This is a genomic window from Serratia sp. HNCC26DJ206, assembly GCF_057180605.1.
On the sequence record NZ_JBXUGP010000004.1, the window covers coordinates 1 to 19,791 of the forward strand.

The 19,791-nt window shown below is 53.3% G+C and carries 21 protein-coding genes; 3 read left to right on the forward strand and 18 right to left on the reverse strand.

The window, feature by feature from the left end; translation table 11 throughout:
* Nucleotides 1-16: 16 nt before the first annotated feature.
* The 3 genes from AC2A1E_RS03670 to AC2A1E_RS03680 all read right to left on the reverse strand — a co-directional run bounded on the left by AC2A1E_RS03670 (nucleotide 17) and on the right by AC2A1E_RS03680 (nucleotide 1,309).
* The gene (locus AC2A1E_RS03670; protein ID WP_484382607.1) at nucleotides 17-280 is read right to left on the reverse strand and encodes a YjbD family protein; all 264 of its coding nucleotides are present in this window, start codon (nucleotides 278-280) and stop codon (nucleotides 17-19) included.
* A gap of 71 nt (nucleotides 281-351) precedes the next feature.
* Nucleotides 352-1,017 carry an HD domain-containing protein gene (locus AC2A1E_RS03675; RefSeq protein ID WP_484382608.1) on the reverse strand — a complete coding sequence of 222 codons (666 nt, stop codon included), beginning with the start codon at nucleotides 1,015-1,017 and terminating at the stop codon, nucleotides 352-354.
* 22 nt (nucleotides 1,018-1,039) lie between these two features.
* A complete protein-coding gene (locus AC2A1E_RS03680; protein ID WP_484382609.1) occupies nucleotides 1,040-1,309 on the reverse strand; it encodes a hypothetical protein in 270 nt (89 codons plus the stop codon).
* A gap of 193 nt (nucleotides 1,310-1,502) precedes the next feature.
* Between AC2A1E_RS03680 and AC2A1E_RS03685 the strand changes: the two genes are divergently transcribed.
* Nucleotides 1,503-1,814, forward strand: a complete 312-nt coding sequence (locus tag AC2A1E_RS03685; protein ID WP_484382610.1) for a hypothetical protein — start codon at nucleotides 1,503-1,505, stop codon at nucleotides 1,812-1,814.
* A 23-nt stretch (nucleotides 1,815-1,837) separates the two neighbouring features.
* On the opposite strand, the gene AC2A1E_RS03690 is transcribed toward AC2A1E_RS03685, so the two are convergent.
* A complete protein-coding gene (locus tag AC2A1E_RS03690; protein WP_484382611.1) occupies nucleotides 1,838-2,215 on the reverse strand; it encodes a RidA family protein in 378 nt (125 codons plus the stop codon).
* Nucleotides 2,216-2,397: 182 nt separating this feature from the next.
* Between AC2A1E_RS03690 and AC2A1E_RS03695 the strand changes: the two genes are divergently transcribed.
* Nucleotides 2,398-3,252, forward strand: a complete 855-nt coding sequence (locus tag AC2A1E_RS03695; protein ID WP_484382612.1) for an aminoglycoside phosphotransferase family protein — start codon at nucleotides 2,398-2,400, stop codon at nucleotides 3,250-3,252.
* Nucleotides 3,253-3,264: 12 nt separating this feature from the next.
* Here the strand turns inward: AC2A1E_RS03695 and bla are convergent, their stop codons facing one another.
* From bla to rsxD, 8 genes are all read right to left on the reverse strand, one after another.
* Nucleotides 3,265-4,146, reverse strand: a complete 882-nt coding sequence (gene bla / locus AC2A1E_RS03700) for a class A beta-lactamase (protein ID WP_484382613.1) — start codon at nucleotides 4,144-4,146, stop codon at nucleotides 3,265-3,267.
* A gap of 148 nt (nucleotides 4,147-4,294) precedes the next feature.
* Nucleotides 4,295-5,806 carry a dipeptide/tripeptide permease DtpA gene (gene dtpA, locus AC2A1E_RS03705; protein ID WP_484382614.1) on the reverse strand — a complete coding sequence of 504 codons (1,512 nt, stop codon included), beginning with the start codon at nucleotides 5,804-5,806 and terminating at the stop codon, nucleotides 4,295-4,297.
* A gap of 613 nt (nucleotides 5,807-6,419) precedes the next feature.
* A complete protein-coding gene (locus tag AC2A1E_RS03710; RefSeq protein ID WP_484382615.1) occupies nucleotides 6,420-7,397 on the reverse strand; it encodes an alpha/beta hydrolase in 978 nt (325 codons plus the stop codon).
* A 170-nt stretch (nucleotides 7,398-7,567) separates the two neighbouring features.
* Nucleotides 7,568-7,963 (reverse strand): hypothetical protein, encoded by a 396-nt coding sequence (locus AC2A1E_RS03715; RefSeq protein ID WP_484382616.1) that lies wholly within the window; start codon nucleotides 7,961-7,963, stop codon nucleotides 7,568-7,570.
* Between the two features lie 371 nt (nucleotides 7,964-8,334).
* Entirely contained in the window at nucleotides 8,335-8,970 is a 636-nt protein-coding gene (gene nth / locus AC2A1E_RS03720) for an endonuclease III (RefSeq protein ID WP_484382617.1), read from the reverse strand.
* Nucleotides 8,967-9,668 (reverse strand): electron transport complex subunit E, encoded by a 702-nt coding sequence (locus AC2A1E_RS03725; RefSeq protein WP_484382618.1) that lies wholly within the window; start codon nucleotides 9,666-9,668, stop codon nucleotides 8,967-8,969. Before AC2A1E_RS03725 ends, nth begins: the two co-directional genes overlap by 4 nt.
* A complete protein-coding gene (rsxG, locus tag AC2A1E_RS03730; RefSeq protein ID WP_484382619.1) occupies nucleotides 9,665-10,294 on the reverse strand; it encodes an electron transport complex subunit RsxG in 630 nt (209 codons plus the stop codon). Before rsxG ends, AC2A1E_RS03725 begins: the two co-directional genes overlap by 4 nt.
* A gap of 9 nt (nucleotides 10,295-10,303) precedes the next feature.
* Entirely contained in the window at nucleotides 10,304-11,389 is a 1,086-nt protein-coding gene (rsxD, locus tag AC2A1E_RS03735; protein WP_459398568.1) for an electron transport complex subunit RsxD, read from the reverse strand.
* Between the two features lie 378 nt (nucleotides 11,390-11,767).
* Here rsxD and AC2A1E_RS03740 point away from each other — a divergent pair, with 378 nt between their 5' ends.
* On the forward strand, nucleotides 11,768-12,661 hold the full coding sequence (locus AC2A1E_RS03740) for a helix-turn-helix domain-containing protein (RefSeq protein WP_484382620.1): 894 nt from the start codon (nucleotides 11,768-11,770) through the stop codon (nucleotides 12,659-12,661).
* A 32-nt stretch (nucleotides 12,662-12,693) separates the two neighbouring features.
* Here AC2A1E_RS03740 and rsxC read toward each other — a convergent pair whose 3' ends face one another.
* The 6 genes from rsxC to araA form a co-directional block, all read right to left on the reverse strand.
* Nucleotides 12,694-14,673 (reverse strand): electron transport complex subunit RsxC, encoded by a 1,980-nt coding sequence (rsxC, locus tag AC2A1E_RS03745; RefSeq protein ID WP_484382621.1) that lies wholly within the window; start codon nucleotides 14,671-14,673, stop codon nucleotides 12,694-12,696.
* Nucleotides 14,666-15,241, reverse strand: a complete 576-nt coding sequence (gene rsxB / locus AC2A1E_RS03750) for an electron transport complex subunit RsxB (RefSeq protein WP_459398565.1) — start codon at nucleotides 15,239-15,241, stop codon at nucleotides 14,666-14,668. Before rsxB ends, rsxC begins: the two co-directional genes overlap by 8 nt.
* Nucleotides 15,241-15,822: an electron transport complex subunit RsxA gene (gene rsxA / locus AC2A1E_RS03755; RefSeq protein ID WP_037399631.1), complete on the reverse strand. Its 582-nt coding sequence runs from the start codon at nucleotides 15,820-15,822 to the stop codon at nucleotides 15,241-15,243. The genes rsxB and rsxA overlap by 1 nt, the downstream gene beginning before the upstream one ends.
* 113 nt (nucleotides 15,823-15,935) lie before the next feature.
* A complete protein-coding gene (locus tag AC2A1E_RS03760) occupies nucleotides 15,936-16,376 on the reverse strand; it encodes a DUF2569 domain-containing protein (RefSeq protein ID WP_459398564.1) in 441 nt (146 codons plus the stop codon).
* Nucleotides 16,377-16,626: 250 nt separating this feature from the next.
* Complete coding sequence (locus tag AC2A1E_RS03765; RefSeq protein WP_484382622.1) at nucleotides 16,627-18,039, reverse strand: glycoside hydrolase family 1 protein; 1,413 nt, start codon at nucleotides 18,037-18,039, stop codon at nucleotides 16,627-16,629.
* A gap of 236 nt (nucleotides 18,040-18,275) precedes the next feature.
* Complete coding sequence (araA, locus tag AC2A1E_RS03770) at nucleotides 18,276-19,781, reverse strand: L-arabinose isomerase (protein WP_484382623.1); 1,506 nt, start codon at nucleotides 19,779-19,781, stop codon at nucleotides 18,276-18,278.
* Nucleotides 19,782-19,791: the final 10 nt, after the last annotated feature.

Below are 19,791 nucleotides of genomic sequence, written 5' to 3' on the forward strand. Positions count from 1 at the left end.
CGTGGCGGGGTCTCGTTCAACGATGTGGGCGGGTGCTGATGGAGGCCGTCCAGCTAAACGTCGTGCTCGTGGGTTGCACGCGATTGGCTTTGCGTTCTGCTCGGGTTGCTTTGGCAATCTTTTCACGTGCGGCCATGATGCGTTCAATGGCCTCGTCTTTCACTTTGTTCTGTTCGGCGTTGGTCAACGGACGATCATGGTTTTTTCGTGCTCTGTCCAGCTCGGTTTTTACTTCACGTTGTTCGCTTTCCGTCATGTCTTTCAGCGTCAGTTTCTTCATTATCGTCACCTGTCTTGTGAAGTTGACTTTCAGTGTACAGGATTTACGACATAAATATTGCAGCGCAGTTATCAAACTTCTTCTTGAAGTTCGCTGAGGAAACGACGCATGCGCTCGGTCCGTTGCTCAGCCATCATCCGGCCAGTTGAAGTCTGAAACCCATCTTGCAGTTTGAACAGCTTGGTTTCGAAGTGATCCAGGGCAAAACGCTTGTCGTCATAAGGACGCCGCTGTGCCAGCGGATCGGCGGCATCGTAAAGCGCACTGCGCATGCGGCCACCGATATAAAAGCAACGGGCGATGCCAATCATGCCAATAGCATCAAGCCGGTCGGCATCCTGCAGGATTTTTGCCTCTAGCGTTTGCGCAGGAATAGCAGCAGAAAAACTGTGTGCCTCGATCGCATGTGCCGTTTTTTCGATATCAGTAGCAGACCAACCGAGCACAGCCAGCATGGTGGCCGCTTTTTCTGCCGCCAGACGTGAAGCCAAGTGACGCTGCGGCGAATTTTTTTCTACCGCAACACAGTCATGTAACAGAACCGCCGCACAAAGAATACGCAGTTCGCCTCCTTCATCGCGAGCGATCTGACGGGCGTTTTTCCACACACGATGCAGGTGAGCGACATCGTGAGAACCATCATCGCCATCAAGCGTCAGGGGTAACAGTTCTCGGGCTAATTCTTGGTAGGGGTGAAAAGGTTGCAATAGCTCCAGGGGTAACGTTAATGCAAGCACTGATAATTCCTTATTCGTGGGGTTAACCGTCACGGTGCTGACCATATTTTCGATCGTACTCACGCCGGTAACTGCGTGCTTTATTGCGATCGCGGATCCATAAATAACCGCAAACTAAGGCCACCGCCGTTGAAAAAGAGACATTACGCATATCCCGGTCATACCAGAACACCAACAGTGCATCCAATCCAGCGACCAAGGCAATCCACTTGTAGACGTGTGACTGCCGCCGTGTGGCTGCGTTAAGGCGTTTCAGTTGTCTGGCTTCGTGCAGAATCGGCTTTTGCTGCATAATCATCCACTCGTGGTCAGTTTCTCATGCGTAAATTACCAGAATATTTCGCTTGGCGGCAGAGAGGTTATCGACGAGTACAGTAGTTTTTCAGCCTTTGTACAAAAGCTACGCAGCGAGATATTGAAGTCAGCCCAAAAAGTGATAGGTTATTTATTCGTTATTCTTGGTTTTTTATTCAAAAGGGGGAGTTATGATCGTCAGAACCTGGCACGGCTGTGTGCCTGTAGCGTATCGGCAAGGGTTTGCCGACCATTTGGCCGTCACCGGTGTACAGCATGCGGAATCTGTCGTAGGTAATTGTGGTGCCTTTGTCAGGCAGGAAGTTCAGGGCGAGTATGCCCACTTTTTTCTGGCCACCTATTGGGAGTCATGGCAGGCCATCAAATGCTTTGCTGGCGACGATTATCACGTGGCGGTGACTTACCCAGACGATGACGCTTTTGCCCTGATCTCCGATCCTTACGTTTTTCATCATCAGGTGGATGAAGTTAAAGGGCTTTAAGGGCGCATGACAGCGCCCCAGATTCATAAGGCGAGGATCGCTTCGATCTCAACGTTAAGCTCGGGTGAAAACAGGGCGTTGACGACCATCAATGAGCTCGCTGGCAGTGCACCATCCAGATAATCAAACAGCACTTCGCGGATCGCCGCCAAATCGGCGATGTCGGTCAGAAATACGCTGATTTTGACCAGAGACTTAAGGTTAGTTCCCTCGCTGGCGGCGATGGTGGCCAACTGTTCGAGTATGGCGCGCGCCTGGTGTGAGGCTTTTCGCCCTTGAGCCTCGGTAGTGAACGCGGTTAATCCCGAGATATATAATGTGTCTGCATGCCGGACTGCATGCACGTAAGGCCCGCCAGGCTTGGGTAATTGTGGATAATTGGTGCGTTTTATTAGCGACATGATAAACCCCACAAGTTCTACTCGTTATACTTCAAGCTGCATATTTAGAGTATTTTTCAAGATAACCGCACTATACCCAGATGTTCGTAGGGTATACCGTGCTGACAAAAGTTTTGCAGTATATTGCCAAGCAATACTATCATCCCAGCAAGTCGTTCACGCAATAAGGATGCACCAAGGGGATGAACCAGGCATTTATTCCTTATCTGCAACGTTGGCAACTTGAACCTGATGGAACAGCGTTCGAAACGCACAGCAGTTTGCTGATGCCGGTACGTTATCAAGGCTTGCCAGCCATGTTGAAGATTGCTCGTGAACAGGAAGAAAAGTTCGGCGGCCTGCTGATGTGCTGGTGGCAAGGCGAAGGTGCTGCGCGAGTTCTGGCTTGGCACGATGACGGTATCTTGTTGGAGCGGGCGATGGGCGGCGGATCGCTGGCGCAGATGGTGCGCGGTGGCGAGGATGCGCGGGCCACCGAAATTCTTTGTCAGGCGATCGCCCGGCTGCATGCGCCACGCGCTGAACCCTTTCCCGATCTGATCCCGCTACACCAATGGTTTAACGCTTTGTGGCCCGCAGCGCAGGCCCACGGAGGCATGTTGCGCCTGAGCGCCACGGCAGCGGCGGAGTTGCTGACCAGCCCACGTGAACAAGGCGTGCTGCACGGCGATATTCATCATGACAACGTGCTGGACTTTGCCGAGCGCGGCTGGCTGGCGATCGATCCTAAACGCCTGTATGGCGAGCGTGGGTTTGACTATGCCAACATCTTCTGCAATCCCAATTACGGTGTTGCCACCGATCCCGATATCTTTCATCGCCGCGTCGAGCAGGTTTGTGCATTGGCCGGGCTGGAACGCAGCCGCCTGTTGCAATGGATCCTGTCCTGGGCCGGGCTTTCCGCCGCCTGGTTTCTGGAAGAGGGGGAAGCCGCTGATATCGACTTTCGTGTGGCTGAGTTGGCAGCGCGTGCGTTAGGCATCGCGCTGCCGCAAGGCGATCTGGGGTTTATCCTGCCGGTGATTGAGCGCTTCTGAATAAGGTATGGCTTAAGCAAACGCTTGGCTGACAATGCGTGCCGCAGAGGCGATGACCTCATTGTTGGCTTTGGCATCTTGCTGCGGTTGCGTGAAGTATACGGCAATCACCAGTGGGGCACGGTTCTCTCGCCAAACGATCCCAATATCGTTAGTGGTGCCGTAGTCGCCACCCCCGGTTTTATCAGCAACCATCGCACCGGCTGGCATGCCTGCCCGGATGCGCTTATCACCGGTGGTATTGCCTTTCATCCAGGCTACCAGTTGTTCGCGCTGCGCTTGTGGCAACGCATTGCCCAAGGCTAATTTCTGCAAGCTGGCCGCCATGGCCGCTGGCGTGGTGGTATCGCGTTCATCACCTGGAATAGCGCTGTTGAGCTCGGTTTCCCAGCGATCCAGACGGAAGGTGGTATCACCAATGCTGCGCGCATAGGCGGTAATGGCCGCAGGCCCGCCGAGCTGTTTCATCAGCAGGTTGACGGCGGTGTTATCGCTGTACTGGAGTGCAGCAGCGCACAGTTCGGCCACGGTCATACCGCTATCGAGGTGTTTTTCAGTGATCGGCGAATAGGCCACCAGATCGCTTTTCTGGTAGCGGATGCGTTGCTGCATAAAATCACTATTGCTCAGGCTGTGCTGCAAAATGGCACTGGTCGCTATCACTTTGAAGGTGCTACAGAACGGAAAACGCTGTTCGCCGTTCAGTTGCAGCGTTTTGCCATCGGCGGTATTGATAGCCACCACCCCAAGGCGGCCGCCGGAGGATTTTTCCAGCGCTGCGAGCTGTTGTAATGCGCTATTGGCGGCATACGCCAGCAAGGGATTGAGTGCGCTGATGGCAGGAATAGCAGCCGCAGCCAAAAGCAATTTGCGGCGTAGGGGAGAGAATGACATAGGGGATCGTCCAGGTTGGTTATTCGGCGCTCTATTATATGCGGATTCAGGGGGTTATGTGCTGTTGCGGCGAGAAAAAATAGTGAGGCTCCCATAAAAAACGCCGGGGTTATCAGCCCCGGCGTTTTTTGTGCAACGGCGACCGGCATCAGTGAGCGGTAGCGGCCTGCGCTTTTGCTTCGGTATCTTCTGCGGTATCCAACGTCATGCGGTACAGCTTCGGTGCCGTCAACATCATCAGGACGGCGATAACGGCGGTAGCGATACCGATCTGCATAAACACGTGGCTATAAATCGCCAGTGAGGCATGCGCATCGTTGATATCGCTTGGCACCGCGGTCAGCCCTGCAACCTTACCGGCAATCAGCGCTGCCGCAGCGGTGGTCAGGAACCAGGATCCCATGATAAAGCCCATCAGGCGTTGCGGTACCAACTGCGCCACCATCGCCAGGCCTAAGCCGGAAATCATCAGTTCACCGATGCTCTGCAAGGCATAGCTCAGGATCAACCAATTAACTGAAACGATACCCTGATCGTTAGCGAAGCTGGCACCCCATGGCAGCACCAGGAATGCACCGGAGCAGAGGATCATGCCGAAGGCAAACTTGTGCGGCATTGGCAGGCGATCGCCCATCTTGTTATACAGCGCCGCCAGGATCGGGCTGGCCAGCATGATCCAGAACGGGTTCAGCGCCTGATACTGTTCGGGTTCAAAGGCAATGCCCAGAATGTTGTGCTCAACGTTGTGGATGGCGAAGAAGTTCAGTGAGGTTGGCATCTGGCTGTACAGCACGAAGAAGACTACCGCTTCCAGCATCAGCAGGAAGGCTACGATCATCTTGCGGCGTGCCGCACCTTGCAGCGCAAAGGTTTCCTTGGCGAACACGATAACGATCCCCACAGAAATGATGGCCAGCGCCCAGCGTGCAATAGTCTGGTTGTGCAGCAGCCAACTGGAGAGCGCGATCAGCGCAACAACTCCGACTAACACCATCAGCAGTTTATGAACCTGTAGCGGCTGAAAGTCCGGTTTTGAGCCGTGCTGCTTAACCCAGCCGTGGCACAGCATAAAGTTGACCAGCGTGATCAGCATACCGACGACGCTCAGTGAGAAAGCAACGCTCCAGCCATATTTTGCTGCCAGCCAAGGCGTAGCCAGCATGGAGAAGAACGAACCGATATTGACGGACATATAGTACATGGTGAATGCACCGTCCAAACGCGGATCGTCTTTCTCATAGCAGGTAGAAAGCAGGGAAGACGGGTTGGCCTTGAACAGACCGCTACCCACGGCGATGGTCGCCATACCCAGATAGACCCAGAACACATCGTGACCGGAATACGCCACCATGGCATAACCGGCGGCCAGAACCATCGCGCCCAGAACGATCACCCGTTTTGAACCGAGAACTTTATCCCCCAGCCAGCCGCCGATGGCCACAAAGCCATACACCAGGGCGCTGAATGAAGAGAATAGGGTAATAGAGTCGGCTTCGCTCAGGCCAAGCATTTTGACCAGATAAACGGCCATGATGCCTTGCAGGCCGTAGTAGCCAAAACGTTCCCAGAGTTCGATCGAGAAGATCAGGTAGAACGCCTTAGGCTGTTTGAAAGCGTTAAGACTTATGCTTTCCGGTTGTTGGTTGTTTGCAGTTGACACAGGGACCTCTGATTTTTCACTTCCCGTATTATCGCGACGGGAAAGAGCAAAAGTGATGCAGGGCTGCATCCTTTGCTTGTTATAGGAGTAAATGACGGCGGGTAATGTTCACTATCTTTGTCAACGAGGCAAGCTTTTTGACATGTTCTGTTACAGATAACACTCATGGCGTTATGCAACTATGTTACAAATTTTATGCAGTACTAACGTTTGAGTTGTCTGGCTTTATCAACTTTTTGTTTTGAATAAAATGTCGCCGCCATGAATTTGGAGATATCTTCTGCTAATTCATTTTCTAACAGTTCATCTCAATGGTTAAGTTAAATAACTCAATCAATCATTGCGCATAAACTGATTTTTGTAAAATTATAGAGATCTGGAAAAATTGGGGGGGGATGTAAATGAAATGTGATCGTGAAAACGTGATGTTGCGGGCAATCTTTGTCTAATTTTTTTCTTAAAAATATCTCAGCAATGCGTTTTCCACCAAATCAGTGGCGCCAGCATAAGCAAGGCTGAGTGGTATCACATTTTGATAAAAAATCGCTACGGTGGCTGCTTGGTAGGGGGGCGCTGTGTGGGTTTTGCCCATATCCCAGGCCCCCTTACCGGTTCAGATATGTTTCAACAGCAGATGGCCGTTGGTATCCTGCTCCCTAGTTTTAATCACTCTGCGGTCGGTACCAATAATCACGTTGAACAAATCAATTGCGAAAATACGGTTGCCGAAATACCAGGAGTGAGATTGCATCCCAACAAAACCGGTTGGTTGGTCAGTGGCGATGATGCTGGAAGGTTCTGCGGCCAACGCCTCGTAATAAGTGGTGCAATCAACATTAATGGCGCTGTTCGGAGCATCTGCTGGCAGGCCCACGCGGCCTACGCGCGGTGCCACACCAACGCGTTTAACGTTGGAAATACCCAAAGCCTCATCATGGTAGCTGGAATAATTGGTCAGGCGCACGCTGTGACGGTAAATCGAACTGGTACCGCGATCGTTGGCTGACATCGAATCTGCCGACACATCTCCGGCGGCAAAAATCACCTGACTGACGGTCCAACTATTGTTACTCAGTAGGCTGTCATCCGCATCATTAAAGGCTTCGCGCAATACGTACGCGCCGGTAGAGTGCCCGAGCAGGTGAATATTGGTTGAGCAGTTGGGTGTTTGTCGTTCAGCCAGCTTGGCGATGCCGTCACTGACCAGGGCCATTGCAGTGAGCTTGGCCTTGTTGCGGTCTTTCAGGTAGGCCAGCGCATCGTTCCCGCTGGGCCAGTCAAATGAGACAATGCAGCCCTTAAACGATGCGGCGGCCAGATCCCGTTCCAGCAAGCGGTGGCGCTCGATAACTTCGCTCTCGCTCATGTTATAGCCATGTACGATAAACAGGATATCACCGCGCTGATGGCCGGGGTTTGAGTCCCAGATAGCATCTTGCATGACTGCCGCATACCACACATCTTTCGGCACTGCGTGTGCAGGGGAAGGCTGTTGAGTATCTGGAACCATCAAAAAATGAGTCTCCCCCACGTCGGAGGTGAACTGGTTATTACTTATTGCTCTGACCGTCATGACATAGTTGATCATCATTTTTCCTTTATATATTTGGAGAGGATAATTACATTGCCTTAGGATATATCCTTTTTAAAGGCCAAGCATATCAAGAAGTAGTCTAATAGACATCAATTTAAGTCAAGGTGTAAAACCGTTCGTTCGATCCTCATTTGTTTTAAATGAGGGCTTCACACTTTGCTATTTTATTATTGCCCAATGGTTGATACTTTATTAAAAAGGTACGGGGCAAACAACGTGCCTCCAAACATTAAATATTTCCCAACGGACGTTAAGTTATCACTCAGTGTGGCTGCATCATAAAATAATGCATAAAGCGCATAGTATCCAGTGCCGACAAAAATAATAGAGATGATTACCATGCCAACAAAAGCGATTAAACGACTGGAACTGGCAAAGGGTTTGGTTGGAGAAACGGGGGCTGCCACGGTTGGGTTAGGTGGTGTCGGAGGTTCAGATAAAGCCTCAGATAACGACCATTTTTGCAGTGCTAGCAACGAGAATACTCGCCGAAACACCACAAGATAAGAAAGTGTTACTACAATATAAATAAAGATCATTAGATAAAATTTATCAACAAGCATAGTATGTTTCCCTCGCAGTAGATGGTGTGGGATAAATATTAGCAGCCATATAAATATCAACTTTCTTGGTGCGCGGCTGAATAACGTCTCCGCACCATCACTAGAATAGAATTCTAAAAACGAGGCGGTTTTTATTTTATCGTTTGTTTGAACTTGATCACGATTTTTTGTAATGAGTGAGAAATGATCTGCTGTCCCTGATATTGATTATGCAAATATCTATTGCAAGTTAATAATGCAAATGGCGTTTTACATTTCCTTGCATTTAAAGAGTTTAACTAGGCAAAATATCAGGGTAATACAGCTATAACTCGGCAATTGTTGAGCCATAGCTGTTGTTAGACTTGAAAATCACCGGGTTGAGCAGATGATTACAATTCTGTTTTGCTGTCATACTCACACAGATCTTCGATCATGCACGAGCCGCAGCGCGGTTTGCGTGCGATGCAGGTATAGCGCCCATGCAGGATCAGCCAATGGTGGCAGTCCACTTTGAAGGCGGCAGGGACCACTTTCAGCAGTTTTTCTTCCACCTGCTCGACGTTTTTCCCTGGAGCAAAATTCGTGCGATTACAAACGCGGAAAATATGTGTATCCACGGCAATGGTCGGCCAGCCAAAGGCGGTGTTGAGCACCACATTGGCGGTTTTGCGGCCCACGCCGGGCAAGGCTTCCAGCGCAGCGCGATCTTCCGGCACTTCAGAACCGTGCTTTTCCAGCAGAATACGGCAGGTTTTAATCACGTTCTCGGCCTTGCTGTTAAACAGGCCGATAGTCTTGATGTACTCTTTTACGCCATCGACACCCAGAGCCAACATAGCAGCCGGAGTGTTGGCAACCGGGTAGAGCTTGGCGGTTGCCTTGTTGACGCTGACGTCGGTGGCCTGTGCGGAAAGCAGCACGGCAATCAGCAGTTCAAAGGGCGTGCTGTAAACCAGTTCCGTGGTCGGATGCGGGTTGCTGTCGCGTAAACGGGTAAGAATTTCCAGGCGTTTATCTTTATTCATGACGCTTTCTCTGCGTGTCCCTGTTCCATTTGGTCTTCAGCCAGCAAAAGCTTGGCCTTGCGCGCCTTCATTTTTTCATCGATCACATATTTGGTGGCCAGCATCAGCCCCAGGCCGATAAAGGCTCCCGGTGGCAGCATCGCCAGCAGGAACGGGGTGTCGAAATGCACCACTTCAATACGCAGCACCTTGGCCCAACTGCCCAGCAGCATATCGGCACCATCAAACAGGGTGCCGTTGCCAATCAATTCGCGCAGCGAGCCGAGTACGAACATGGCACCCGTAGCTCCCAGGCCAATGGCGACGCCATCAACTAAGGCTAAACCGACCGGTTTTCTCGCGGCGATGGCCTCAGCACGGCCTACCACGATGCAGTTGGTGACGATGAGCGGGATAAAAATCCCCAAAGACTGATAAAGACCGAACGCGTAGGCGTTAATCAGCATCTGCACGATGCTGACTGCCGCTGCGATGATCATCACATAAATCGGAATACGCACTTCGCTGGGCACCCAACGGCGCAGGGCCGAGATAGAACCGTTGGTGATGGTCAGCACCAGCGTAGTGGCCAGCCCCAGCCCCAGCGCGTTGGTGGCGGTTGAAGTCACGGCCAGCAACGGGCATAGACCCAATAATTGCACCAGCGCAGAGTTGTTTTTCCACAGCCCCTGAACGATTAACTCTTTGACTTCACTCATTCGTTGGCTCCACAGGCAGGTAAGGTGTCCAGTTTAGAGGGCAGCGTTTCCATATACAACGCCGTACGGCGCACGGCATTAACTACCGCACGCGGGGTGATGGTGGCACCGGTGAACTGATCGAACATACCGCCGTCTTTCTTCACCGCCCAGCGGCTATCATCGGGGCCTGCAACTTTTTTACCGCTAAAGGAGGAGATCCAGTCGGAAATACGTAATTCAATTTTATCGCCAAGCCCCGGCGTTTCGTGATGCTCCACCACGCGCGTGCCGAGCACGGTACCGCTGAAATCAGCTCCTACCAGCAATTTAATCGCGCCGGAATAGCCGTCCGGAGCGGTGGTTTCTAGCGCAGCGGCCACCGGCTGGCCATTCTTACGCGCCAGATACAGATGATGCGGCGCGCCATTGCCTAAAGCTGGATCGCTGACCACCAAGCATTCGCTTTGCATATCGTTATCGTAATATTCCGGCGGCACTACCTGATCCAGCAACGCTTTCTGCTGGAGCGCCGCTTGGTGGGCAATGGTGGTTTTGGTCAAGGTGTAGACCATCGCGGTCAAGCCGGTGGTCACCGCGGCAAACACCGCCAGGGTGATGCCATGCTTTCTCATTGAATTCAGCATGATGATTCCTCAGCGGTGGCCATACACGCGCGGCTGCGTGTAGTGATCGATTAATGGCACGGTAATATTGGCCAGCAGCACGGCGAAGGCCACACCGTCTGGGTAACCGCCATAAACGCGGATCAGCCAGACCAGCAAACCCACCAGCGCACCATAAATCAGCCGTCCTTTTGGCGTGGTGGACGCGCTGACCGGATCGGTGGCGATAAAGAACGCACCCAGCATGGTGGCCCCCGAGAACAGATGGATCAACGGTGATGCCTGCTGCGCGGGCTCCAGCAGCCACGCTAACCCCGAACACAGTGCAATCGCGGCCAGCATACTGAAGGGGATTTGCCAGTGGATCAGCCTGCGGCCCAGCATAAACAGACCCCCGGCCAGAAAGCCCAAGTTAATCCACTGCCAGCCGATACCGCCAAGCGCGCCGCCAAACAGCGGTTGTTGCAGCACCTGTTCCACAGAATGGCCGCTGCGCAGACCGGTTTTAAACCCATCGAGCGGCGTTGCCTGGCTGATACCGTCAACCCCCAGCTGTAGCTGATGGATGGTTGCCCCTTGGGCGGTGTGGCCAGTGAAAATACTCAGTAGGGTATCTTGCAGCGACAGCGCGGTGGCGCGTAGTTCATCCGGTGGTAGCCAACTGGTCATTTGCACCGGGAAGGAGATCAGAAGTACCACGTAGCCGACCATGGCCGGGTTGAACGGGTTCTGCCCCAGGCCACCATAGAGTTGCTTGGCAATGACGATCGCAAACAAGGTCCCGATCACGATCATCCACCAAGGGGCAAGAGGTGGTAGGCTGATCCCCAGCAACAGCGCGGTAAGCAGGGCCGAATTGTCCGCCAAGCGGGCGCGTACCGGCTGTTTGCGCAGCGCCAGAACCGCGGCTTCTGCCAGCAGCGCCGTCACCATCGCCAACGCCGTTTGCACCAGGTTGCCATAACCAAAGAACCACACCTGCGCGGCCATGCCGGGAATGCAGGCCAACATCACCCAAAGCATGATACGGCGGGTGCTTTGCTGGTTATGAGTAAAAGGGGAACTGGCGATGTGTAAGCCTTTGGTGGCTGTTTGTTGTACCGGCCTGAACTTCATAGAGTCACTACCATTTCTTTGCCATGTTATCAGCACGTTCACAGCGCCCTTTGCTACAGGCACCGAGGGAAATTACAGCGCTGCATTCTACCTCATTCATACCTAGGGTAATACGTGCTAATCATAAGGATATTCAGGTTTAAGACTTTGCTGCCAGGAAGAGCGCTCGTCAATGGCACAATGGGTTTTTTTTCGCCATAAACATGCGCTAGGTTAATCTGATATTGAGCGTTTTCGCGTATAAAACGTTCGATAACGATAGGTGCAGGTACGACTAACAGGTTATTTTGGTGGCGATTATCCGCACAAAATAACAACATTCATATAATCTAGATAGGTTACTATCCCGGGTATTATTAAGTTGGTGAACATATAATAATGACTAATGAAGACATTTTTTTTATTGAAGAACTGATTGAGTGGGTAGAAATTCATCTGGAAACGCGGCCCAATCTTGATGAAGTCGCACGGATTTCCGGTTATTCCAAATGGCATCTGCAGCGCAAATTCAAGCGTATTACCGGCATCCAGCTTGCCACCTACATTCGCTCACGTATTCTTACCCGCGCCGCTGTTGCCTTGCGCATCACCAACCGTTCGATTATTGATATCTCAGATGAACTGGGTTTTGACTCTCAGCAGACCTTTACCCGTATGTTCAAACAGCGATTCGGCACCACGCCAAACCGTTACCGCACCATGGATAAATGGGATGTGAAAAACCTGATGCCGCGCTTTAACTTCGATGCGCGTTATGAAGCGGGTTTTTACCCCGAAGTGAAACGGCTGACGCTGCCGGATATGCATCTGGTGGGGTTCACGCGTGAACTGGAGTTTGAGGCTTCGGAAGAGATGGAGCTTTCTTCCTGTGTGGCGATGAAAACCGAGATTTTTAAAGATTTTTTCAGAGGTCTGAATGTTGAATGCCACAAGGTGTTCAGCATCCATTCTTCGCGTGAGTCTGGTGATGACGAGTGTTTATCCACGCACGTCATGGCGGTAGAACCTGAGCATAAGAAAGATATTCTTTCTGGCCATCATATTGATAATATTCATGTTCCTGGGCGGGAATATATCTCTATCAGCCATCAGGGAACGGCGAAAGAGTGCGGTCAGTTTGTTTCTTACCTGATTGCCAACGTGAGGCCCGGGTTGCTTAATGAGGTAAAAGGCAGCGTGGAGATGGAAATGCTCGAAGCCAAAGAGTGGCAACAGGATGCCAAACTGCGCCAGATTGATATCAATTACACCTATCTGATTTCCATCGATTAAACGGGGCCTTGCGTTCTGCAAGGCTCCTTTCACTACTCTTTATCTGCGGTGGCGAGTTGCTGGGCAGCCTTCTTGGCCTTCACACGGGCGATGGCGGCGGCCACCGCAGCTTTGCGCGGATCTTCCTCTGCGACTGGTTCAGCCGGTTCAAGAGCGGTAGCCGGTGACTCCTGCTGCGCGGCTTTCTTGGCTTTTACGCGGGCGATGGCGGCGGCCACCGCAGCTTTGCGCGGATCTTCCTCTGCGGCAGGCTCAGCAGGTTCAATAGCGGTAGCCGGTGACTCCTGCTGCGCGGCTTTTTTGGCTTTTACGCGAGCGAGTGCGGCAGCAACCGCAGCTTTGCGTGGATCAGCGTCTTCCGTTGCCGGAGTTACTGGGGTTTCCGTTTGCTCTAACTGAGCTTTACGTTCTCTGGCCTGCGCTTTTCGCGCTTCGCGAGCGGCAATGACGGCACTGTTGTCTGGCACCAGCCCGGTAATGATCATACCTGCGGCTTCACTGTTTTTGCTGCGCACGCGCGCCAAAGCGGCGCTGACGGCATCTTGATCGCTGTCAGTCAGTTTCACTGCGGCTTTTTTATGGCGATCTTCCCGCGCCAGCTTTTCCCGTTCTAATCGGGCCAGTTTGGCTTCATAACGCGCCTTGGCTTCTGCGGCGCGTGCCGCTTCCTGATCCTGTGCCTTGATCTCGGCCTTTTCCTGGCGGTAATACTGCACCAGCGGAATATTGCTCGGGCAAACATAAGCACAGGCGCCACATTCAATGCAGTCGAACAGATTATGGTTGCGTGCTTTCTGGTGTTCGTCACCTTTGCTGAACCAGTAAAGCTGCTGCGGTAGCAATCCGGCTGGGCAGGCATCGACGCACAGTCCGCAACGGATGCAGGATTGCTCCTGTTCTTGCGGGGCCATTTCGTCGATCGTTGGGGCTAGCAGGCAGTTGCTGATTTTGACTACCGGCACATTCAGCGAAGGCAGGGTAAAGCCCATCAACGGGCCACCCATAATCACCATCTGCTGTTGTTGCGGCTGGAAACCGCCAAACGCCAACAGATGTTGAACCGGTGTACCGAGGCGCGCCCAGACGTTGCCGGGTTGGCTCATTGCTTCACCCGTCAGGGTCACCACACGTTCAATCAGCGGTTCACCATCGATAATCGCGCGTTTGATGGCGAACGCGGTACCGACGTTTTGCATTAATACACCGATGGAAGACGAATGTTTACCGTGCGGCACTTCTTTGCCGGTCAGGATCTTGGTTAACTGCTTGGCCCCACCGGAAGGGTATTTTGTCGGGATCACCCGTAATTGGATGTCGGGATGAGCGCGTAATGCGGTTTTTAGGGCGGCAATCGCCTGCGGTTTGTTGTCTTCAATGCCGATCAGCGTCAACTTGGGTTGCAGCAAATGGCGCAGGATTTGGGTGCCTTCAAGGATCTGATCGGCATGCTCCTGCATCAGCCGATCGTCGGCGGTAATATAGGGTTCACATTCGGCAGCATTCAGGATCAGCGTTTCAACCTGGTGGCTGCCGCCCTGTAACTTACTGGCGGTGGGGAAGCCCGCACCGCCCAAGCCCGCAATCCCGGCCTGGTGGATACGCTGGATCAGCTCTTCCGCATCCAATTGGTGGTAATCCGCCACCGGCGTCAGTTCACACCAACGATCTTCGCCGTCCGGCTCGATGATCACGCACAGCTCTGCCAATCCTGAAGGGTGGGCAGTGACATGGGGTTCAATGGCGCGGATGGTACCCGACGTCGGTGCGTGCACCGGCAAGGTGCGGCCACGACCAAAGGTCAGCGGTTGGCCTTTCAATACGCGATCACCGGCCTTAACGCACAGCTCGCCTTCCGGCCCCAAATGCTGTTGCAGCGGGATGATAAATACGGCAGGCAGGGGAACCACGCGCAGCGGCACACCGCTGGATTGGGTTTTCATTTCTGGTGGATGAATGCCACCGTCGAAATCCCAAATCCGGTCTTTTTTGAAGGCGGTGAACAGATTAAACATGTGGCTCCACGTGAATCACTTGCACCGGAATGGCCTGCATATCCCACTTCCAACTGGCGGTAGTGGTGGCGACCGGTTTCATTTCAATACAATCGGTTGGGCAGGGCGCGACGCACAGGTCGCAGCCGGTACAGAGATCGGTAATCACCGTATGCATGGCGCGCGTCGCGCCAACAATGGCATCAACCGGGCAGGCTTGAATGCACTTGGTGCAGCCGATGCAGTTGGCTTCATCGATAAACGCTACTTTGCGCACCGGCTCGGCCACCGCTTCGCCGCCGTCTAGCGGTTGCGGTTCAACGTTGAGCAACTCGGCCAGCTTCAGCATTACCTGCTCGCCACCGGGGGCACATTTGTTGATCATCTCGCCGTTAGCGACGGCTTCGGCATACGGGCGGCAGCCTGGATAACCACATTGACCGCACTGGCTCTGCGGCAGGATCTCATCCACCTGCTCGGCCACCGGATCTTCTTCCACTTCAAAACGGCGCGCGGCAAAGCCCAGCACCACGCCGAACAGCAGACCTAATGCACTTAATGCGGCAATCGCTATCCACAACGCGGTCATTAGAATTTCACCAACCCGGTAAAGCCCATAAAGGCCAGCGACATCAATCCGGCGGTGATCAGCGCGATTGAAGAACCACGGAAGGGGGCTGGGACGTCGGCGACTGCCAAACGTTCACGAATGGCGGCAAACAGCACCATCACCAGCGAGAAGCCTGCGGCGGCGCTGAAGCCATAGACCGCAGACTGCAAGAAGTTATAGCCCAGATTGACGTTAAGCAGCGCAACACCCAGCACGGCGCAGTTGGTGGTGATCAACGGCAGGAAGATCCCCAACAGGCGATACAGCGCCGGGCTGGTTTTGCGCACCACCATTTCGGTAAATTGCACCACAACGGCGATCACCAGAATGAAAGACAGCGTGCGCAGATACACCAGATCCAATGGGATCAGGATAAAACTGTTGATGAGCCAGGCGCAGACAGAGGCCATGGTCATCACGAAAGTGGTGGCCATGCCCATGCCGATGGCGCTTTCCAGTTTTTTGGAAACGCCCATAAATGGGCACAGGCCCAGAAACTTCACCAGGACAAAGTTATTCACCAGCACGGTGCCGACAAACAGAAGCAGGTATTCGGTCATTGCGATGCCTAAAAAAATAAAAGCCGCCTATTATCGGGAATTGGCGGCCTAACGACAACCGATGAATCGCAGGGGTATCGCGCTTTTTTGTGTCTTTTGATGAAAATTCGCACTTACTGCTCGGTAAATGTGCCTTTTACGCGTTTGGAACGCTTGATATAGGGCACCAGCAAGGCGGCCATCAGCAGCGGCCACATGAGGCTGCGCACCGCCATTTCATCCGATACCGGGGAGAAAGCGAAGGCTTTGATCGCCAGCAGCACGGTGATCAGCAACCAGAGCAGAAACAGTTTCGGGAAGCGCTGCGAGCGCTGGCAGAACAGCCACAGCAGATACAGGGTAAAGCACCACATCACCAGCGCGGTGAGCACCGAGAAATACCACTGCAGGGTAAACGCCTGGGCGTTGGTGATCAGGTATTCGCGTGATTCCGGCTTAAAGATCGCCATACCGTACAGCAGTAACATCAGGCTGGCGCTAAGCAGGGTGACGATCAAATAGGCCATGGGGGCCAGCAGCCAACCGCCGATGCGGGAGTATTCAGCTTGAGTCATAACGGTGTCCTGAGTGACATGATTTAGCATGATAAGCCGCATAGCTTAACGGGTAATGGCCGGTTCGTCATCAATATCAATCAGATGGATATACTTGTCATACTTCAAGTTGCCTGGGTGTTAGCTACGTCCGCTCGCACCAGTCACATAGTGGCCTATGCTCCTGGCGACTCTCGGACTTGCCGTCTACAGGCAACTCGAATTATTTAAAGCATAATGGGCGCAATAGGCTGCGCCCCTAACAGTAGGATTACCGCTCCGCCCCATTGCTACCAATCAACTTCTGATACCAGAAGAAACTCTTTTTACGCTGGCGCGCCAGACCCTTGTTGTGATCAACGTACACAAAGCCGTACTGCTTCTGGAAGCCATTGAGCCAGCTCAGCAAATCGATAAATGACCACGGATAATAGCCGCGTACATCCGCGCCTTGGTTGATGGCATCTTCAATCGCCCCAATGTGTTGGCGCAGATAGTCGATACGATCGTCATCCACCACTTCACCATTGATAATCGGGTCTTTGGCACCCAGGCCGTTCTCGGTGATATACATAGGAATATCGCCGTAACGCGCCTTGATGTTCATGATGCCTTCGGTCAGGCCCTGCGGGTAAATCTCCCAGTCCCAGTCGGTATAAACCCCGGTCGGGTTACGCACAAATTTGAACAACCCTTTGAAGCCGAACTCGTTACCTTGCTGATGGCCTTTGCCTTTCTCGCCAGAGGTATTCATGGTCAGGTGTGACTCATGCTCATTGGCGGCGATGGTTTCACGCTTATAGTAATTCAGGCCGATAAAGTCACAGATATTGTCACGCAGCAACTGTTCATCGCCTGGGGCAAACTGTGGCACGCCCCACACCGCCTGCGCTTGTGCCAGCAGTTCTGCCGGATATTCACCTTTCAGCACCGGATCGTACAGCCAATGAGTGAAAATGCCTTCTGCCAACTGATAGGCGGCCAGATCTTCTGGCGATTGGCTGAGCGGGGTATGGGTTTGCAGCACGTTCACAAAGCCGATCTTGCCATCGATACCGCTGGTGCGGAACGCTGCCACCGCTTTGGCATGGGCGACAAACACATGGTGGCAGGCTTGTAGCGCCCGCGCCGGGCTTTTCACACCCGGTGGATGGCCGCCGGTGATGTAGCCGAAGCCGATAAAGCATACGGTTTCATTGAAAGTCGACCAGAGTTTGACGCGATCGCCGTAGCGCTGGTAGCACAGGCGAGCGTACTCTTCGAAGGCTTCCGCAGTGCTGCGGGCTTCCCAGCCGCCTTCGTCCTGCAACGCCTGCGGCAGATCCCAATGGTACAGGGTGATCATCGGCTCGATGTTGTGTTCCAGCAGCGCATCGATCAGATCGCTGTAGAACTTGACCCCGGCTTCGTTGATAGTGCCACGGCCTTGCGGCAGCAGGCGCGGCCATGAGATGGAGAAGCGGTAGCTCTGCATGCCCATTTCCGCCATCAGCGCCACGTCTTCACGGAAACGATGATAGTGATCGACAGCCACGTCGCCATTGGTGCCTTGATACGTGGTGCCGGGCAGGTGGGAGAAGGTATCCCAGATAGAAGGGCCTTTACCGTCAACATCATGCGCACCTTCAACCTGATACGCTGCGGTAGCCGCGCCCCAGAGAAACTCTTTCGGGAAAGCAGACATAACTATTCTCTCTCTTGTGGAAGATAACAAACCAACATTGAGGATATCCCCGTCATACTTCAAGTTGCATGTGCGTTGGCTTTCCTCGCTCACCTCAGTCACTTACTTGTGTAAGCTCCTGAGGATTCTCTGCGTCGCCGCCTTCTTGCAACTCGAATTATTTAGGGCATAGTTTATGTGGATCAGAAATGTGTTTGCAACCGGTTTCTGAAACCGGTTGCAGTTTTGCGGCAGGGTTAACGGCGATTCAGTTGGTAATAGACTTCATTCCAGCGGATTTCGTTCTTGAAGGCCGGTAGGGTGGTGGCATGATCAATCAGCAGGAACTCGATGTTATGCATCTCGGCATACAGGCGCAGATAATCAGCATTAACCGCCTGCGAGAACACCGTATGGTGCGCACCACCGCCCAGGATCCAGGCTTCTGCCGCCGTTGCCAGCGTTGGCTGCGCTCGCCAGATGGCGCGGGCCACCGGCAGTTTCGGCATGGGGTGAGGTTGCTCAATCGCATCGACCTGATTCACCAGCAGGCGGAAACGATCGCCCATGTCGATCAGGCTGGCATTTACCGCCGGGCCTGCCGGAGTGGAGAAAATCAACCGTGCCGGATCGGCTTTGCCACCGATGCCCAGGCGTTGAACATCCAGCAACGGTTTTTTCTCTTTGGCGATTGATGGGCACACTTCCAGCATATGTGAGCCGACCACCAGATCGTTACCCGGTTGGAAGTTGTAGGTGTAATCCTCCATAAACGAGGTGCCGCCGTTCAACCCAGAACCCATCACCTTCAGAATGCGCAGCAGAGCAGCGGTTTTCCAGTCGCCCTCGGCGCCAAAGCCGTAGCCTTGCTGCATCAGGCGCTGCACCGCCAGCCCAGGTAGCTGCTTCATGCCGTGCAAGTTTTCAAAATTGGTGGTAAACGCGTGGAACTTACCCTGTTCCAAGAAGCGTTTCATCCCCAGTTCGATACGGGCGGCGTCAAGCAGGTTTTCACGTTTCGCCCCATGGCTTTTTACCACCTCGGTCAGTTCATAGCTGGCTTCGTATTCCTCGATCAGCGTATCGATTTCGCCTTTGCTCACTTCGTTGATTACGCTGACCAAGTCACCGATGCCATAGGCGTTGACTGAATAACCAAACTGGATCTGCGCGCCGACTTTGTCACCCTCGGTCACCGCCACTTCGCGCATGTTGTCGCCAAAACGCGCCACCTTCAGTTGCTGGCTCTCCTGCTTGGCGGCTGCCACGCGCATCCACTGGGCGATGCGCTGATGCGCAGCCGGATCCTGCCAATGACCGGCGATCACGCTGTGCTGCTGGCGCATGCGTGCGCCAATAAATCCGAACTCACGGCCACCGTGCGCGGTCTGGTTCAGGTTCATAAAGTCCATATCCATGCTGTTCCACGGAATTTCAGCGTTGAACTGGGTATGGAACTGCAACAGCGGCTTATGGAGGATCGACAGCCCAGCAATCCACATTTTGGCCGGTGAGAAGGTATGCAGCCAGGTGAGAATGCCGATGCAATCTTGGTGATAGTTGGCATCGCGGCAGACGGCGGTGATTTCATCCGGGGTGGTAACCAAGGGTTTCAGCACCAGTTTTACCGGCAAGCCCGCTTCGCGATTCAGGCTGTTGACCACCTGCTCGGCGTTTTCTTTCACTTGTTGCAAGGTTTTCGGGCCATACAGATGCTGGCTGCCGATCACGAACCAGACTTCACGCTGCTTAAAAACGTCCATCAAAGACTCC

Coding starts and splice junctions, on each gene's coding strand:
- AC2A1E_RS03725 (WP_484382618.1), bottom strand. CDS start 9,668: ATGAGTGAAGTCAAAGAGTTAATCGTTCAGGGGCTGTGGAAAAACAAC.
- nth (WP_484382617.1), bottom strand. CDS start 8,970: ATGAATAAAGATAAACGCCTGGAAATTCTTACCCGTTTACGCGACAGC.
- AC2A1E_RS03740 (WP_484382620.1), top strand. CDS start 11,768: ATGACTAATGAAGACATTTTTTTTATTGAAGAACTGATTGAGTGGGTA.
- AC2A1E_RS03690 (WP_484382611.1), bottom strand. CDS start 2,215: ATGTCGCTAATAAAACGCACCAATTATCCACAATTACCCAAGCCTGGC.
- rsxD (WP_459398568.1), bottom strand. CDS start 11,389: ATGAAGTTCAGGCCGGTACAACAAACAGCCACCAAAGGCTTACACATC.
- AC2A1E_RS03695 (WP_484382612.1), top strand. CDS start 2,398: ATGAACCAGGCATTTATTCCTTATCTGCAACGTTGGCAACTTGAACCT.
- rsxA (WP_037399631.1), bottom strand. CDS start 15,822: ATGACCGAATACCTGCTTCTGTTTGTCGGCACCGTGCTGGTGAATAAC.
- rsxG (WP_484382619.1), bottom strand. CDS start 10,294: ATGCTGAATTCAATGAGAAAGCATGGCATCACCCTGGCGGTGTTTGCC.
- AC2A1E_RS03670 (WP_484382607.1), bottom strand. CDS start 280: ATGAAGAAACTGACGCTGAAAGACATGACGGAAAGCGAACAACGTGAA.
- AC2A1E_RS03765 (WP_484382622.1), bottom strand. CDS start 18,039: ATGTCTGCTTTCCCGAAAGAGTTTCTCTGGGGCGCGGCTACCGCAGCG.
- AC2A1E_RS03710 (WP_484382615.1), bottom strand. CDS start 7,397: ATGATGATCAACTATGTCATGACGGTCAGAGCAATAAGTAATAACCAG.
- bla (WP_484382613.1), bottom strand. CDS start 4,146: ATGTCATTCTCTCCCCTACGCCGCAAATTGCTTTTGGCTGCGGCTGCT.
- AC2A1E_RS03680 (WP_484382609.1), bottom strand. CDS start 1,309: ATGCAGCAAAAGCCGATTCTGCACGAAGCCAGACAACTGAAACGCCTT.
- rsxB (WP_459398565.1), bottom strand. CDS start 15,241: ATGACCGCGTTGTGGATAGCGATTGCCGCATTAAGTGCATTAGGTCTG.
- araA (WP_484382623.1), bottom strand. CDS start 19,781: ATGGACGTTTTTAAGCAGCGTGAAGTCTGGTTCGTGATCGGCAGCCAG.
- AC2A1E_RS03685 (WP_484382610.1), top strand. CDS start 1,503: ATGATCGTCAGAACCTGGCACGGCTGTGTGCCTGTAGCGTATCGGCAA.
- AC2A1E_RS03715 (WP_484382616.1), bottom strand. CDS start 7,963: ATGCTTGTTGATAAATTTTATCTAATGATCTTTATTTATATTGTAGTA.
- rsxC (WP_484382621.1), bottom strand. CDS start 14,673: ATGTTTAATCTGTTCACCGCCTTCAAAAAAGACCGGATTTGGGATTTC.
- AC2A1E_RS03760 (WP_459398564.1), bottom strand. CDS start 16,376: ATGACTCAAGCTGAATACTCCCGCATCGGCGGTTGGCTGCTGGCCCCC.